Below are 14,934 nucleotides of genomic sequence, written 5' to 3'. Positions count from 1 at the left end.
TTCAACGACCTGTTCTACGATGTTCATCAATGAAGCGGGCCGACCTTCCAGCGCTGTCGATTTTCGCTACGGTTGCCAGGCATGGCAGCTTCCGGGGAGCCGCTCGGGCGGAGGGGATATCGGTCTCGGCGATCAGCCACGCGGTTCGCGGGTTGGAAGAGAGCCTCGGCTTTCGGCTGCTGGACCGCACGACCCGCAGCGTCGCTCCGACGGAAGCCGGTCGCCGTCTTCTCGAAGGCTTGGCCCCGGCGCTCGCCTCGATCGCCGACGCCGTGGAAGTCGCGGGTGAAACCGGCCATCAATTGACGGGCACGATCCGGCTGTCGGTGCCACGCTCGGCGGCCGAACTCGTTCTGTTGCCGCTGGTGCTCGCCTTCACACGTCACCATCCCGGCGCGGTGGTGGACATGCTGGTCGAGGACGGGCTGACCGACATCGTTGCCGGAGGCTTCGATGCCGGCGTGCGGTTCGGCGAGAGCCTTGAGCAGGATATGATCGCTGTCCCGATCGGTCCTCGTCAGCGCGCGGCGGTGGTGGGGGCGTCCGCCTATTTCAAAACGCATCCGATCCCGACGACACCGCACGATCTGGCCGATCATGTCGGTATCCGTCGGCGTTTCGCGAGCGGGGCCCTCTACGACTGGGAGTTCGAGAAGAACGGCGCGACGATGGCGGTCGCGATGCAGGGGCCGATCACGTTGAACGATGACGGATTGATCGTCGATGCGGCCTTGGCGGGCGCGGGCCTCGCTTACGCGTTCGAAGGACAGGTGCTGGCCAACATCAAGTCCGGAGCGTTGGTGCGCGTGTTGGAGGACTGGTGCGATCCCTTCTCCGGCTTCTTTCTCTACTATCCCAGCCGCAAGCTGATGCGGCCCGTGATGCGAGCCTTCATCGATTGCATCCGCAGTTCACCCCGATGACGGGCAGTGTGCCGGCCGGCCATCGGTGGCTCTTGCGTACCCATCGCGCGCAATACCGCGCCACGGGGAAGAGTGGACACGGCGGGCCGACGGCGAAGTCAGAGAACTGAGGCGCGCTCCTCAGCCGCAATTTCCGTTTATGAGCCTTGTGTCCGGCCTGCCGGCGATGGACCTTGCATCCATCGCGGTCTGGCCCAATTGCGTCCCGTCTTCCGGATCGTCCGGCAGTCGCCGCGGCTTTCGATGGTCGGGAGAGACCGTGTCCTGATGCCTGCCATGCCCGCATCCGTAGAAACGGCTTCGGCCCTCATCGCCATCGTCTGCGCCTCCGCGCCCGTCCATCTCGTCCTGAATCTCCGAAGCCTCGATTGCGCCATCCGGCTCGTCACCGGGGCGAAGGCCGCCGCGAGCGACGAGCTGTTTCACCCGGCCGATCTCATCATCGTGATGCACGATCCCCATAGCGGGATCGATGGTCCGACCGTGATCCGGGACCTGCGCGGTCACGATGGACATGCCCGCACGGCGGTCCTGTTGCTCGGGGCCTCCTCCGCCCTGCGGCGGTCGGGGATCGAGGCTGGCGCCACCGACGTGATGACCGGTCCCATCGATCCCCTCGATCTGCAGATCCGCGTCTGCAACCTGCTCGAACTCGCCCTGGCGCGTCAGGTTCTCCACCGGCAATCGGTCGCGATGTGCCGCGACGTGGACCGGGCGGGCGCCGAGGCGGCCTCGCGGGAGCGGGAGATCATCCGCCGCCTGATGCTGGCCGCCGAGTTCCGCGACGATCAGGCGGGGGATCACCTCACGCGGGTCGCCGGCTGCGCCATCGCCATCGCCGAAGGGCTCGGCCTGTCGGAGGGGGATGCGAACGACATCGCCCTGGCCTCGACGATGCACGACATCGGCAAGATCAGCATCCCCGACAGCATCCTGATGAAGCCGGGGCCTCTCAGCGACAGTGAGCGCGAGGAGATGAAGCACCACGCGATCCGCGGCTACCGCATGCTCTACGACAGCCCCTCGCATCTGCTGCAGCTCGCCTCCGACATCGCCCTGACCCATCACGAGCGCTGGGATGGCGGCGGCTATCCGCAGGGATTGAGCACGACGCAGATCCCGCTCGCGGGCCGCATCGTCGCCGTCGCCGACGTGTTCGACGCCCTGATCTCCGAGCGGGTCTACAAGAAGGCCTGGACCCCGGAGGCCGCGCGCCGGCATCTCGAAGAGCATGCCGGCACCCATTTCGACCCGGATTGCGTGGCCGCCTTCGTGGCCCGCTGGGACGACATCCTCGGGCTGGTGGAAAGCAACCCGCCGGAATCCGCCACCGTGTGAGCCGCCTGGAGCGTCAGGCGTCGGCGACGCCGGCCTCGTCCTGTGCCTGGAGCACGTCCGGCCGGGGCATGGAGATGATGTTATAGCCGGAATCGACGAAATGGACCTCGCCGGTGACGCCGCCGGACAGGTCCGAGAGCAGATAGACGGCCGACCCGCCGACCTCTTCCAGCGTTACCGTGCGCCGTAGGGGGGCGTGGGCGCGCTGGTGATTGAACATCAAGCGCGCATCGGCGATGCCGGCGCCGGCCAGGGTCCGCATCGGGCCCGCCGAGAGGGCGTTGACGCGGATTCCCTCCGGGCCGAGATCGCCGGCGAGATAGCGCACGGACGCTTCCAGTGCGGCCTTGGCGACGCCCATGACGTTGTAGTTCGGCATGATCCGGGTCGAGCCGCCATAGGTGAGCGTCAGCATCGAACCGCCACGTCGCATGCGCTTGGCCGCCCGCTGCGCGATCTCCGTGAAGGAGAAGCACGAGATCACCATGGTCCGTGAGAAGTTCTCGCGGCTGGTCACGTCGACATAGCGGCCCTTGAGCTGGGCCTTGTCCGAGAAGCCGATGGCGTGGACGACGAAATCGATCCCGTCGCTGAAGCGCTCGTCGAGGGTGGCGAACAGCGCGTCCACGCTGGCGATGTCCTCCACGTCGCAGGGGATGACGATGTCGGAGCCGAGGGAGGCGGCGAGCGGCTTGACGCGTCGCCCGAGGGCGTCCCCCTGATAGGTGAACGCGAGTTCCGCGCCGTGGTCATGCAGGGACTTGGCGATGCCCCAGGCGATGGAATGATCGTTGGCGACCCCAAGGATCAGGCCGCGCTTGCCTGCCATCAAACCCGTCATACGTGTCCCCGCATCCATCACGCCGAAGTGTCAGACAGTTCCGGCCATTGCGAGGACGCTTAGCGCGTGCATCGACGAACTGTCCAATCCGGCATCGAATGGATGAGCGGGCAACCGCTCAGGTGGGGCACGCTCAGAGAGACAAGTGGCGATCAGAAATAACCGCGCGTCTCGTCCAGGGCCGTATCGACGAGCGCCTGTTTGGCCCGGATGCAGGCTGTGGCCACGATACCGAGGCCTGCGAGAGTGCTCAGGGAAATCAGGATCATCACCATCGTGGACTTTCGGCTTCATTCAGGAAACGCGATGTCGAATCCGCGGTTCCGCAAAAAGAAGCCGGCGTCACGCCAGCAAAGCCGAAGTCAATCTCCGAAAGCTTGGCCGTTCAGGCGTCGATATGCTTGAGGACGAGGGTGGAATTGGTTCCGCCGAAGCCGAAGGAATTCGACACGACATGGCCGAGCTGGACGTTGTCGCGGCGCTGCCGGAGGATCGGCATGTCGGCGAAGGCCGGATCGATCTCGTCGATATGCGCGCTCTCGCAGATGAACCCATTCTGCATCATGAGAAGGGAATAGATCGCCTCGTGTACGCCGGTGGCGCCGAGGGAATGCCCGGTGAGCGACTTGGTGCCCGAGATCGGCGGACAATCGTCGCCGCGGCCGAAAACCTCACGGATCGCCTCGATCTCCTTGAGATCGCCCACCGGCGTCGCGGTGGCATGGGGGTTGATGTAGTCGATCCGGGCGCCCTTCAGCCCTTCCATCGCCTGCTTCATGCAGCGCACGGCGCCTTCACCGGAGGGGGCGACCATGTCGTGGCCGTCCGAGGTGGCGCCGTAGCCGGCGAGCTCGCCGTAGATCCGCGCGCCGCGCGCCTTGGCATGCTCCAGCTCCTCGAGGACGAGGACGCCGGCGCCGCCCGCGATGACGAACCCGTCGCGGTTGACGTCATAGGCGCGCGAGGCCCGGGCGGGGGTATCGTTGTAACGCGAGGACATCGCTCCCATCGCGTCGAACAGGACGGAAAGCGTCCAGTCCAGATCCTCGCAGCCGCCGGCGAAGATGATGTCCTGGCGCCCGCTCTGGATCACCTCGCCGGCATTTCCGATGCAGTGGTTGGACGTGGCGCAGGCCGACGAGATCGAATAGTTCACGCCCTTGATCTTGAAGAAGGTCGCCAACGTCGCCGAAGCCGTCGAGCACATCGCCTTCGGGACGGCGAATGGGCCGACGCGCTTGGGTCCTTTCTCGCGGGCGAGATTGGCGGATTCGACGATCGCCTTCGTCGAAGGGCCGCCGGACCCCATGATGATCCCGGTGCGGTCGTTCGAGACGTCACCCGCCTCGAGGCCGGCATCGCGGATCGCCTGATCCATGGCGATGTGGTTCCAGGCGGTGCCGCCGCCGTGGAAGCGCATGGCGCGCCGGTCGACGAGGCCCTCGGGGTCGACGCTCGGGCGTCCCTCGACCTGGCTGCGAAAGCCGAGTTCGGCATAGGAGGCCGAGTGGCCGATCCCCGACTTGGCCTCGCGCAGCGAGGCAAGGACTTCCTGGGTGTTGTTGCCGATGGACGAGACGATGCCCATCCCGGTGATCACGACACGCCGCATGGAAACGCTCTTCTCTTTCGCCGAAGCGCCGTCGCACCGACGCGTGTCAGGTAGGATGATGCCGGGGCAATCTCAACCACCGGCGGGCCGGAGGGCTAGCCTTGTGCCTGGAACAGGGCAACCCTCAGATCCTTGGCGTCATAGATCCGGGCACCGTCCGCTTCCAGCCAGCCATCGGCGATGCCGAGGACGAGCTTGCCCTGGCGCACGCGCTTGATGTCGATGCCGTAGACGACCTTGCGCACGGTCGGCAGCACCTGGTCGCTGAACTTCACCTCGCCGACGCCGAGCGCCCGGCCCCGGCCCGGCGCGCCGAGCCAGCCGAGATGAAAGCCCACGAGCTGCCAGAGCGCGTCGAGGCCGAGGCAGCCCGGCATCACCGGATCGTTCTTGAAATGGCAGCCGAAGAACCAGAGGTCCGGCCGCACGTCGAATTCCGCCAGGACGTGGCCCTTGCCGTAGGCGCCGCCCTCGGTCCCGATCGAGGTGATGCGGTCGAACATCAGCATCGGCGGCAGGGGGAGCTGCGCGTTGCCGGCGCCGAACAGTTCGCCACGGCCGCAGGCCAGCAACTCCTCATGGGAGTAGTGGGAGGCGCGGGGAACGGTCTGTTCTGAGCCGGCGGCGGCGGGCGATTCGGAATCGGAAGACATGATCGGTGTGTCGGTCCTTGGTGGAGGGCGCGTTCGAAACGCCGGACATCGCCCACGAACGCCGGAACGGTCGTGGCCATCGCGGGTCCACGACATCGTCCGAACCCGCGAGCGGCGCTTCGTTAACACACCGCCTGAGCGGCACAAAACATCTCGTCTCCATATGAGGCGAAGGACGCGCCGCGAAGTTGGTCGCAAGGCTGGTTGCCTGCCCTGTTGAATGGAATGACTTTAAACAAGCCGCATGTTCACACTGCGTAGCTACTCAGCACCGGCTTGGGTTGCGACGAGGGGGGAGGTTCGTATAGAGTTGTCTTGTATTTTGTTGGTTCCGTGAGATGTCAGTACCGCCGATGTCCAATCCGCTGCCGCTGCAGGCCATGCTGAACGCACGTGGCGCTTCCCTCGATATCGCTTCGGTCGCGGGGCGCCGGGGATGCCCCCTGTCCGACCTGCGCGACCGTCTGCGCCGCTCCGGCCTCCGTCCGACCCGTCAGCGCCTGTCGCTCGGCTGGCTGCTGTTCGGGCGTGGCGACCGCCACCTGACGGCGGAAATGCTCTACGACGAGGCCATGCGCGCCAAGGTGCCGGTCTCGCTCGCCACGGTCTACAACACCCTGCACCAGTTCACCGAGGCCGGGCTTCTGCGCCAGCTGGCCCTCGACGGGTCCAAGGCCTATTTCGACACCAACCCGAGCGAGCACCACCACTTCTTCCTCGAAGACGAGGGGCAGGTTCTGGACATGCCCGATTGCGGCATCACCGTCGATTCGCTGCCCGATGCCCCCGAGGGCATGGAAATCGCCGGCGTCGAGGTCATCGTCCGCCTGCGTCGCCGACACGGTGCGCGCCAGTCCTGAGAGAGGCTTCTTTCGCTTCTCACTCCATGAAAAAGGCCCGGCTGAGCCGGGCCTTTTTCGTGAGGCGCTACCGATGCTGCCGGACTCGGAGCGCCTCACGACACTCCCGATCACGGTCAGTTCTCGCTCCGAGCGCGACGGCGCAGCGGGAACTTGTGGGAGACACTCAGTCGATCTTCTCGTTCGGGTAGACGCCCCAGAGCCGGTCCTGGCGGATGTACCCGTCCACGTCGCCGCTCCTCTGGGGGAGCGCGACGATCACCCGGCACCAGCTTCCGGTGCAGCTCTTTACGCTACCGATGACGCCGGGCTGGAGCTTGGCCTCCACGCCCGACCCCTCTTCCGCCCGTGAATGAAGCGGGATCGCGGCGTCGCCGCCCCTGGCCGCCATGACGATGGACGTGCGCCGGCCGGAGAGGAGGGAGTGGAGCACCCAGCCTTCGGTCCCCTCGGAATCGCGGATGCGCCGCCAGGTCTCGAACTCGGCGACGATCTCGATGGGCAGGCCGGCCCGCTGGAACACCCAGAGCGTGCGGTGGTCCTTCGACGGACCCTCGCGCAGGTTGACCCGATCGGTCTTGAGGCTCGCATAGCGTGGCAGGGGCAGGCCCGTGGCCGGGCCGCGATTCGCGTCCGACGCGCCTCCCGCCGCCGGGGCGGCCAGCGCCGGGGAGAGGGGCGCCACGAGGGAGGCGGCCGCCGTCAGGCACGTAAAGAACAGAAGTCCAGGCAGGCGCGTCATCGGTCTTCCCAAAGGTTCACGATCGTCATGGCCACGATCGCCATCGTCAATCCTCGTCTAGCGATCCCTCGCGCGCGATGTTTCGGGCGCGGGGGCACGTTGTGTTCCGTGCCCTCTCTGGTAGAGAAGCCTCAAGAACCGGCAGCCGAGGCGTCGGGGCTATGGGACCTGTCTGGCCGATGCGTGGTTAATGCCGGGTCAAGCCTCGGCATGAACCGTCGCTCCCGGCAGCGGCCGGCCTGGCAGAAACGTTCGCGGAGGGTGCATGTCGTCGTTGAAGCGCAAGCCACTCGTTGTGGTCACGCGTCGCCTCCCCGAGGTGGTCGAGGCGCGCATGCGCGAGTTGTTCGATATCCGCCTCAATCCCGACGACGCCCCGATGGGCAGCGAGGCGCTGGCCGCCGCGTTGCGCGAGGCCGACGTGCTCGTTCCCACCGTTACCGACAGGATCGATTCCGGTCTCCTCGCCCAGGCCGGGCCCAACCTTCGCCTGATCGCGAATTTCGGCAACGGCGTCGACCACATCGACGTGGCGGGGGCCCTGGAGCGGGGCATCACCGTCACCAACACCCCCGGCGTCCTCACCGAGGACACCGCCGACATGACCATGGCCTTGATCCTCGCCGTGGCCCGCCGCGTGGCGGAGGGGGCGCGCATCATCCCGGACGACAATTGGGACGCGGGCTGGTCCCCCACCTGGATGCTCGGCCGCCGCATCACCGGCAAGCGCCTGGGCATCGTCGGCATGGGCCGGATCGGCCAGGCGCTGGCGCGCCGAGCCAAGGCGTTCGGCCTGCAGATCCACTATCACAACCGGCGCAAGGTGCCGGTGCAGATCGAGCGCGAGCTCGACGCGACCTATTGGGAATCCCTCGACCAGATGCTGGCGCGGGTGGACATCGTGTCGGTGAATTGCCCGCACACCCCGGCGACCTATCACCTGCTCTCGGCCCGCCGCCTCAAGCTGCTCAAGCCGGAGGCGATCGTCGTGAACACGGCTCGCGGTGAAGTGATCGACGAGAACGCCCTCGCGCGCCTGATCGAGGCGGGCGAGATTTCGGCGGCCGGCCTCGACGTGTTCGAGCAGGAACCGGCCGTGAGCCCCCGCCTCGTCAAGCTCGCCCGGTCCGGCAAGGTCGTTCTCCTGCCGCATATGGGGTCGGCCACCCACGAGAGCCGCACCGATATGGGCGAGAAGGTCATCATCAACATCAAGACCTTCATGGACGGACACCGCCCGCCGGACCGGATCCTGCCGAGCATGCTCTGACGGCCGGCAGCCGGCCCCGGGGGGCTAGATTCCGGCGCCGGGCGCGGGTGCGGTTTGCACGGTGCTTGCAGGGCGGTTGATCTATGTGCACTCGCATACCGAGGCCGTAGGAACGGCGTCATGTTCGATACGTTGACCGGCGCCGATAGGGATCGTCGGTTGTCGCGTATCGGGTAGAGTGGGAGCAAAATGGCCGCGGAGACAGAGTCGACCGAGGCGAGCATCGCAGAGGCCGTCCCGTGTGACGAGTTTCGTCGCTTCGCGGATTTCGTGCCCCTGATGATGTGGCGCTCCGACATCGAAGGGGCGGCGGTCCATCACAACGAGTGCTGGCTCGATTTCACCGGCCGGAGCCGCGAAGACGAACTCGGCCATGGCTGGCGGCGTGGCCTGCACCCGGACGATTTCGACCGTCATGCCGCCCTGGTCCAGGAAGCCTTCGCCTCGCGCAGTCCCTACTCCATCGAGTTTCGCCTGCGCCGTCACGACGGTGCCTACCGCTGGCTCCTGAACAACGCCCGTCCCCTCACCGAGAACGGCACGTTTCAGGGTTATCTCGGCTCGTGCTTCGACATCACCGACCGCAAGCGGGCCGAGGAGCATGCCGAGCATGCTCTCGTGGAGAAGGAGGCCCTTCTCGCCGAGGTCTATCACCGGGTGCGCAACAACCTGCAGGTGATGGTGAGCCTGATCGGTCTCTACGGCCGCGCCGCGCCGCCGCCGTGCCGCGGGAGCTTCGAGGCGCTCGGCCAGCGTGTCCGTGCCATCGCCCTCGTTCAGCAGCATTTGCACGAAGCGCCGCACATCGCCTCCATCGACCTGCGCGATTACCTTCACCGGCTCGCCTCCGGCCTCGGCCAGTTGCGGCGGGCGGGCCGCATCAGCGTGGCGGTGGGCGGCAGCGGCACGAGCCTCGTGGAACCGCGCACCGCCAACGCCCTCGGCATGATCGTGGCCGAAGTCGTGGCCGAATGCCTCGACGCCACCGCCGATTCCGTCTCCTGCACGATCGCGATCACCATCGACGCCCGGGCCGGCGCGCCGGTCCGTCTCACCATCGTGTCGGGCGGCGATCAGCCCGGGGCCCATGCCACGGACGTGCCCAATCTCGGTCCTCGGCTGGTGGCGGCCTATGCCGCTCAGGCCGAGATCGCCGTTCGCGGCACCGGCACGCAGGCCGATCCGATGGAACTGCAGCTGCCCGAAGCCCTCGTGCATCCGTCGGAGTAGCGGACATGGACGCTCGCCGGACGGCGGGCCACTCCCTATATCGATGGGGCGAGGAAGTGCCGTCGCTTCGCTCGATCGTCGCCGAGAGTTCAGCCTGACACCATGCTTCCACCCATCGCAACGATCATCGACAATTTCGAAATCCTCGACGACGGGCCGGACCAGCTCGAGTACCTGATGGAACTCGGCCGTGCCCTGCCGCCCTTTCCGGACGAATTGCTCACCGAGCAGAACCGGGTCCATGGCTGCGAAAGCCAGGTCTGGGTCGATTCGAATGTCGATCATTCGCAGTCGCCGCCGCGCCTTCACCTGCGCGGCACCAGCGATTCCTTCATCACCAAGGGGCTGATCGCCCTGGTGATGGCCCTGCACGACGGGAAGACGCCGACCGAGATCGCGGATGTCGACGTCTTCCAGGTCTTCAAGCAGATCGGCCTCGGCGCTCACCTGACGTCGAAGCGTTCCAACGGGGTCCGGGCCATGGCCGAGCGCATCCATCGGGACGCGGCGCGGCTCGCGGCCTGAAACAGGGTCCGAGCCTCAGGCCCGCTCGCGCCACTGGCGCAGGCGCGACCGGCTCGGACCCACCGCCTCCCGTTCCAGCCCGTAATGCTCGGCGAGTCGCGCCAAGGCGATGCGGATGACGACCTTGGCCGAGCGTGCCGGCCAGCGGCGCTCCGCCTCGATCGTCTCCAGGCCTTTCACGAAACCGCACAGGTCGATCAGCAATCCGGACAGGTCGCTCCCAACCGCCGACAGGGCCGCGCGGACGCGCTGTCGGGCCGCCAGCATGGCATCCGACCCGGCCGAGGGATCGCGGGGGCCGCCGCCATCGACTTTGACCCCACTCCAGTCCGACCCCAAGCGCGGCATCAGCGCCCCCATGGTCATGTCGCGGCGCAGCCGCTCGCCCGCCTCGAAACAGGCGGCGTCGATCAAGGGGCTTCCATCGCGATCGCGGCGCCGTGCCATCCAGGCGAGGGGACTTTCCGAGGCGTCGCGGACAGGCCGGGTCGGCTCACCTTTGCCTTCGAGGTCGAGATGCTGGGCGAGGTAGGGCGTGTCCCGGCCGGCCCGGTCCCGCCGAAGCCTCGCCCGCCCGGCGGCGCTGATGGTGAGCCGGGCGCGCCGTCCCGCCGCCTGTTCGGCGAGATCGCAGGAGAGGAGAGCCTGTCCCGCCTGCGCGCCATAGCGTCCGCTGCTCACCGAGATCCCATCACCTCCGCTTCGCACGATGATCTCGCCCTCCGTCAGCGGATCGGGCAGGGCATAGGCTCCCTCTTCGTCGAGGGCCGCGAGGAGCCGGGCCGCATCGCGACCGAGTTCCGCCTGAGCGCGCGCCGGCATGGATCGCCGACCCATGCCGTGGATCGCCGCATTCGGGGTTTTGTTCATGATATGTTCCCTGGCGCATCGATGCGGCAATCGCCGCGGCACCGGGGATGTTATAAGAAATTAGTCCTAAAGCAAGTCTCAATCACGAGGTCAACGACGACGGGGGAACCGGGCGGCGAGCGTTCGCCAGCGCCCGGCCCCGCTTCGCTTACGCGGCTTCGTCGTAGGTCCCGTTGCGGGTCTGGCCGAGGCCGATGGCCTTGGCGAGGTCCGAACGCGCCTTGGCGTAGTTCGGAGCGACCATCGGATAATCCGAGGGGAGGCCCCACTTTGCGCGATATTGTTCCGGACTCATGTCGTACTTCGCGCGCAGGTGGCGCTTGAGCGATTTGAATACGCGCCCGTCTTCGAGACAAATGATGTGATCGGCTGTCACCGACTTCTTCACGGGGACGGCGGGCTGCTGCGGCGCAGAAGCGACCTTGGCCTCGGCCTCACCGCTCGCGACCTGGGTCAGCGAGGTATGGACGCGGGTAATGAGCTGCGCGAGCTCGCCGACCGGCACCGGGTTGTTGCTCACATAGGCCGAGACGATATCGACCGTCAGTTCCACGAAGTCGGCCGAATTCTCAATGTCGCTCATTGTTTAAACAGTTCCTTTAAGCACGATTTAGCACGATGCCGGACGAGGTCTTTTGAGTATGCAGGCGATGGGCCAAGGGACAGTTTGGCAATCCATAGTTGGACTCTCGGCATCGTGGCTTCATCCAGTGGCGCTCTACGATGGTGGGCGACGATAACCGCCATTTCGCCCATTTAATATATTCACATTGATCTCGCAAGACGGGAGTCAGTCATGATGGGTCGCCGAATCAACGGTTCTGAACGATATTTCAATTTAATGTGAGTTCGCATCGACGCAGGCTAAGTCGACGCGCTGTCAACGAGGCCTCTCAAGGATAGAGAACCAGTTGCATCCATGATGCCAAAGCCTGTCGTCGGTCGAGCCGTCCGGCACCGCGCCGAAAAGACTTCCCTCTCGACCTTGCCCATGGCCTCCGGCTGGGACACATGCAGGCATCGAAGGCGACCGGTGAACGGATCGGTCGCCGCTACGCTATTCAGCCGACGGTGGTTGGCAACCTTACAGGTCTATCCATGGACGATCTTTTCCACTTGGAAAGCAAGCCACCCGGCGCCGAGGTGCGCCCGCACACATTCACCGTGCATGGCCGAGCAATTTCCGACAATTATTCTTGGCTGAAGGCCGAGAACTGGCGCGACGTGCTCAAGGATCCCGCTGCCCTCCCGGCCGATATCCGGGCATATCTCGATGCCGAGAACGCCTATACCGAAGCGGCGCTCGGCGATCTGGTTTCTTTACGCAAGACTTTGGTTGCGGAGATGCGCGGGCGCATTCGCGAAGACGATAGCGGTGTGCCCGAGCCGGACGGCGCTTTCGCCTATTACACCCGCCATCGCGAGGGCGGGCAGCATCCCCTCGTCTGCCGCCGTCCGCGCACGGTGGTGGTGATCCCCGGACAGGGTGCCGAGACGGCCGGGACGGGCGGTCCGGAAGAGGGCGAGGAGATCCTTCTCGACGGTGACGAGGAGGGCAAGGGATTGCCCTTCTTCGAGCTCGCCGCGGCGGTTCACGCGGACGATCACACCCGCCTCGCCTGGAGCGCCGATTCCAAGGGGTCCGAGCTCCACACCATCCGTGTCCGCGACCTCGGCACCGGGCAGGATCTCCCGGATGGTATAGAGGCGACCACCGGCGAGGTGGTCTGGTCCGCCGACGGGCTGTCGTTCCACTATGTGGCCGTGGACGAGAACCATCGTCCCGCCCGCGTCATGCATCACGTGTTGGGCACAGAGCAGGCCGCCGATACGTTGCTCTACGAAGAGCGAGATTCCGGATTCTTCGTCCATATCGAGACGACGCAATCGCGCGATTACCTTGCCATCACGGCGAGCGACCATGAAACCTCCGAAGTGCATCTCCTCGACCGCAAGTCGCCGGACGCAACCCTGCTATGCGTTCAGCCGCGGGAGCCGCTGCTGATCTACTCCGTGGAGAATTGGGGGAACCACCTTTTCATCCTGACCAATGCGGACGGGGCGGAAGACTTCAAGATCGTCACCACCCGCATCGGCGCGTCGGGCCGCGCCCATTGGAACGACCTCATCCCGCACCGGCGCGGCGTGATGATCCGCCACCAGCACGTCATCGCCCAGCACCTCGTGCGCCTCGAGATCGAGAATGCGCGGCCCCGCATCGTCGTCCGCGACACGCAGGGCAACGAGCACGTGGTGGCCTTCGCCGAGGAGGCTTATTCCCTCGGCCTCCAGCCGGGGCACGAGTTCGAGACAGCGGTGATCCGGTTCACCTACTCGTCGATGACGACGCCGGCCGAGACCTACGATTACGATTGCACGACCCGCGCGCGGCAGTTGCGCAAGCGCCAGACGATCCCGAGCGGGCACGATGCCGCCGCCTATGTGACGCGCCGGATCTTCGCCACGGCCCCGGACGGGGAGAGCGTGCCGATCTCGCTCCTCCACCGCCGCGACCTCGTCCTCGACGGCTCGGCTCCGCTGCTGCTCTATGGCTACGGGTCCTACGGCACGATGATGCCGGCCGCGTTCCGCACCAACCTGCTGTCGCTGGTGGATCGCGGCTTCGTCTACGCCATCGCCCATGTCCGCGGCGGCACCGAGAAGGGCTGGCACTGGTACATGGACGGCAAGCGGGGCAAGAAGCCCAACACCTTCACCGATTTCGTCGCCTGCGGCCGTGCCCTGGCGGAGGCCGGATACACCACGCCCGGCCGCATCGTCGCCCATGGCGGGTCGGCCGGCGGGATGCTCATGGGGGCGGTGGCCAACCTTGCGCCGGAGCTCTTCGCGGGGATCGTCGCCGACGTGCCCTTCGTCGACGTGCTCAACACCATGCTCGACGGCGACCTGCCCCTGACGCCGCCGGAATGGCCGGAATGGGGAAATCCGGGCGCGAGTGAAGAGGATTTCGAGACCATTCTGTCATACTCGCCCTACGACAACGTCTCGGCCCAGAACTACCCGGCGATCCTCGCGCTCGGCGGCCTCACCGACCCGCGCGTGACCTATTGGGAGCCGGCGAAATGGGTGGCGCGGCTGCGCGCCACGATGACCGGCGGCGGCCCCGTCCTGATGCGGATCAACATGGAAGCCGGCCATGGCGGGGCGGCGGGACGATTCGACCGGCTGGAGGAGGTGGCCTTGATCTATGCCTTCGCCCTGCGGGCAGTGGGCCGGGCCGGAGCCGGCGAGGGGCCGCAATCGTGACGGCCTTCGCCCGCACCGCAACCGCCGCCGCGTGTCTGCTGGCGACCTTAGGCCCGGGCGCGGCGGCGGACAGGGCGGTGTCCCTCGAGGTCCCCCCCGATCTCGCCAAGGATCTGCCGGCGATGCCGCGGATCGCCAACCCCGTCGACGACGCGGAACGGCGGATCAACGCCGCCGTGCAGCGCCTCGACGGAGCGGTGCGGAAAGCCGCCGCCGAGTGTCTGGCGGAGGGAGGCAAACATGCCGATTACGGCCGGCACATCGAGGTGACCATGCGGGGTCCCCGCTTCCTCAGCTACACGATGACGGACAGCGCCTTCTGCGGCGGCGCACATCCCAATACCGGCACCTCGGCGATCGTCTACGACCTCGTCTCCGGTGCTCCCGTCGATTGGACCGCGCTGCTTCCGCCCGCCCTCACCGGCAAGGTGGCGCTCCAGACCGAGATGGATGGAAGCAGGATGGTGTCCCTGTCCTCCAAGCGGCTCTTCGACCTCTACCTCAAGGCTTATCGCCCCAGGACCGGCCAGGCGAAGGCGGATGCCGATGACGACGAGTGCCGCGAGGCGGTCGCCATGCCGAATGGCGACGGGCCTCCGGCCATGACCGTCTGGCCCGATGCGAAGGCGGGCGGCCTCGCGGTGCAGTTCGACCTCGCCCACGTGGTCCAGGCCTGCGCCGACGTGGTGGTCGTTCCGGTGGCGACCCTGACGGCCGAGGGTGCCAATCCGGTGCTCACCGATGCGATCACCGCCGCCCGGGCCGCGCGGCCGGCTCCCTGATCGTCTTGACGCCTCGAAGCC

Annotated in this window: 15 protein-coding genes; 8 read left to right on the top strand and 7 right to left on the bottom strand. The window is 66.6% G+C overall.

All coding sequences use genetic code 11. The features are described 5' to 3' along the window. Nucleotides 1–29: 29 nt before the first annotated feature. The gene (locus A3OM_RS0119105; RefSeq protein WP_026176207.1) at nucleotides 30–923 is read left to right on the top strand and encodes a LysR family transcriptional regulator; all 894 of its coding nucleotides are present in this window, start codon (nucleotides 30–32) and stop codon (nucleotides 921–923) included. 276 nt (nucleotides 924–1,199) lie between these two features. Continuing rightward, on the top strand, nucleotides 1,200–2,261 hold the full coding sequence (locus A3OM_RS0119100; RefSeq protein WP_018045386.1) for an HD domain-containing phosphohydrolase: 1,062 nt from the start codon (nucleotides 1,200–1,202) through the stop codon (nucleotides 2,259–2,261). Between the two features lie 13 nt (nucleotides 2,262–2,274). Here A3OM_RS0119100 and fabI read toward each other — a convergent pair whose 3' ends face one another. From fabI to fabA, 4 genes are all read right to left on the bottom strand, one after another. Next, nucleotides 2,275–3,102, bottom strand: coding sequence for an enoyl-ACP reductase FabI (gene fabI / locus A3OM_RS0119095; RefSeq protein WP_018045385.1), 828 nt, complete (start codon nucleotides 3,100–3,102; stop codon nucleotides 2,275–2,277). A gap of 152 nt (nucleotides 3,103–3,254) precedes the next feature. After that, nucleotides 3,255–3,377, bottom strand: a complete 123-nt coding sequence (locus tag A3OM_RS26615; RefSeq protein ID WP_018045384.1) for a hypothetical protein — start codon at nucleotides 3,375–3,377, stop codon at nucleotides 3,255–3,257. A 110-nt stretch (nucleotides 3,378–3,487) separates the two neighbouring features. Continuing rightward, the gene (gene fabB, locus A3OM_RS0119085; protein ID WP_018045383.1) at nucleotides 3,488–4,714 is read right to left on the bottom strand and encodes a beta-ketoacyl-ACP synthase I; all 1,227 of its coding nucleotides are present in this window, start codon (nucleotides 4,712–4,714) and stop codon (nucleotides 3,488–3,490) included. 95 nt (nucleotides 4,715–4,809) lie between these two features. Then, on the bottom strand, nucleotides 4,810–5,367 hold the full coding sequence (gene fabA, locus A3OM_RS0119080) for a 3-hydroxyacyl-[acyl-carrier-protein] dehydratase FabA (RefSeq protein ID WP_018045382.1): 558 nt from the start codon (nucleotides 5,365–5,367) through the stop codon (nucleotides 4,810–4,812). 353 nt (nucleotides 5,368–5,720) lie between these two features. On the opposite strand from fabA, the gene irr reads away from it, so the two are divergent. Further along, nucleotides 5,721–6,227 carry a Fur family transcriptional regulator Irr gene (gene irr / locus A3OM_RS0119075; protein WP_018045381.1) on the top strand — a complete coding sequence of 169 codons (507 nt, stop codon included), beginning with the start codon at nucleotides 5,721–5,723 and terminating at the stop codon, nucleotides 6,225–6,227. Between the two features lie 166 nt (nucleotides 6,228–6,393). Here irr and A3OM_RS0119070 read toward each other — a convergent pair whose 3' ends face one another. Further along, nucleotides 6,394–6,969 carry an SH3 domain-containing protein gene (locus tag A3OM_RS0119070; RefSeq protein ID WP_018045380.1) on the bottom strand — a complete coding sequence of 192 codons (576 nt, stop codon included), beginning with the start codon at nucleotides 6,967–6,969 and terminating at the stop codon, nucleotides 6,394–6,396. 265 nt (nucleotides 6,970–7,234) lie between these two features. Here A3OM_RS0119070 and A3OM_RS0119065 point away from each other — a divergent pair, with 265 nt between their 5' ends. The 3 genes from A3OM_RS0119065 (at nucleotide 7,235) to A3OM_RS0119055 (ending at nucleotide 9,994) form a co-directional block, all read left to right on the top strand. Further along, the gene (locus A3OM_RS0119065; RefSeq protein ID WP_018045379.1) at nucleotides 7,235–8,239 is read left to right on the top strand and encodes a D-glycerate dehydrogenase; all 1,005 of its coding nucleotides are present in this window, start codon (nucleotides 7,235–7,237) and stop codon (nucleotides 8,237–8,239) included. Nucleotides 8,240–8,428: 189 nt separating this feature from the next. Beyond that, nucleotides 8,429–9,469, top strand: coding sequence for a PAS domain S-box protein (locus tag A3OM_RS0119060; protein WP_018045378.1), 1,041 nt, complete (start codon nucleotides 8,429–8,431; stop codon nucleotides 9,467–9,469). 102 nt (nucleotides 9,470–9,571) lie between these two features. Then, nucleotides 9,572–9,994: a SufE family protein gene (locus A3OM_RS0119055; RefSeq protein ID WP_018045377.1), complete on the top strand. Its 423-nt coding sequence runs from the start codon at nucleotides 9,572–9,574 to the stop codon at nucleotides 9,992–9,994. Nucleotides 9,995–10,009: 15 nt separating this feature from the next. Here A3OM_RS0119055 and A3OM_RS0119050 read toward each other — a convergent pair whose 3' ends face one another. Continuing rightward, nucleotides 10,010–10,816, bottom strand: a complete 807-nt coding sequence (locus A3OM_RS0119050; protein ID WP_026176204.1) for a DUF6456 domain-containing protein — start codon at nucleotides 10,814–10,816, stop codon at nucleotides 10,010–10,012. Nucleotides 10,817–11,012: 196 nt separating this feature from the next. Beyond that, on the bottom strand, nucleotides 11,013–11,447 hold the full coding sequence (locus A3OM_RS0119045; RefSeq protein WP_018045375.1) for a MucR family transcriptional regulator: 435 nt from the start codon (nucleotides 11,445–11,447) through the stop codon (nucleotides 11,013–11,015). 533 nt (nucleotides 11,448–11,980) lie between these two features. Between A3OM_RS0119045 and A3OM_RS0119040 the strand changes: the two genes are divergently transcribed. Together A3OM_RS0119040 and A3OM_RS0119035 are read left to right on the top strand one after the other, a co-directional pair. After that, complete coding sequence (locus tag A3OM_RS0119040; RefSeq protein WP_245257806.1) at nucleotides 11,981–14,131, top strand: S9 family peptidase; 2,151 nt, start codon at nucleotides 11,981–11,983, stop codon at nucleotides 14,129–14,131. 77 nt (nucleotides 14,132–14,208) lie between these two features. Next, the gene (locus tag A3OM_RS0119035) at nucleotides 14,209–14,913 is read left to right on the top strand and encodes a DUF4163 domain-containing protein (protein WP_244478981.1); all 705 of its coding nucleotides are present in this window, start codon (nucleotides 14,209–14,211) and stop codon (nucleotides 14,911–14,913) included. Nucleotides 14,914–14,934: the final 21 nt, after the last annotated feature.

This window comes from Methylobacterium sp. 88A (assembly GCF_000376345.1).
Classification (GTDB): Bacteria; Pseudomonadota; Alphaproteobacteria; order Rhizobiales; family Beijerinckiaceae; genus Methylobacterium; species Methylobacterium bullatum.
This window is presented reverse-complemented; position numbering and strand designations above follow the sequence as displayed.

Excerpts from the sequence above, each read along its gene's own strand:
- A3OM_RS0119055 (WP_018045377.1), top strand. The coding sequence starts at position 9,572 with ATGCTTCCACCCATCGCAACGATCATCGACAATTTCGAAATCCTCGAC.
- A3OM_RS0119060 (WP_018045378.1), top strand. The coding sequence starts at position 8,429 with ATGGCCGCGGAGACAGAGTCGACCGAGGCGAGCATCGCAGAGGCCGTC.
- A3OM_RS0119100 (WP_018045386.1), top strand. The coding sequence starts at position 1,200 with ATGCCCGCATCCGTAGAAACGGCTTCGGCCCTCATCGCCATCGTCTGC.
- fabA (WP_018045382.1), bottom strand. The coding sequence starts at position 5,367 with ATGTCTTCCGATTCCGAATCGCCCGCCGCCGCCGGCTCAGAACAGACC.
- A3OM_RS0119065 (WP_018045379.1), top strand. The coding sequence starts at position 7,235 with ATGTCGTCGTTGAAGCGCAAGCCACTCGTTGTGGTCACGCGTCGCCTC.
- fabB (WP_018045383.1), bottom strand. The coding sequence starts at position 4,714 with ATGCGGCGTGTCGTGATCACCGGGATGGGCATCGTCTCGTCCATCGGC.
- A3OM_RS0119105 (WP_026176207.1), top strand. The coding sequence starts at position 30 with ATGAAGCGGGCCGACCTTCCAGCGCTGTCGATTTTCGCTACGGTTGCC.
- A3OM_RS0119070 (WP_018045380.1), bottom strand. The coding sequence starts at position 6,969 with ATGACGCGCCTGCCTGGACTTCTGTTCTTTACGTGCCTGACGGCGGCC.
- A3OM_RS0119045 (WP_018045375.1), bottom strand. The coding sequence starts at position 11,447 with ATGAGCGACATTGAGAATTCGGCCGACTTCGTGGAACTGACGGTCGAT.
- A3OM_RS0119050 (WP_026176204.1), bottom strand. The coding sequence starts at position 10,816 with ATGCCGGCGCGCGCTCAGGCGGAACTCGGTCGCGATGCGGCCCGGCTC.
- A3OM_RS26615 (WP_018045384.1), bottom strand. The coding sequence starts at position 3,377 with ATGGTGATGATCCTGATTTCCCTGAGCACTCTCGCAGGCCTCGGTATC.
- fabI (WP_018045385.1), bottom strand. The coding sequence starts at position 3,102 with ATGACGGGTTTGATGGCAGGCAAGCGCGGCCTGATCCTTGGGGTCGCC.
- irr (WP_018045381.1), top strand. The coding sequence starts at position 5,721 with ATGTCCAATCCGCTGCCGCTGCAGGCCATGCTGAACGCACGTGGCGCT.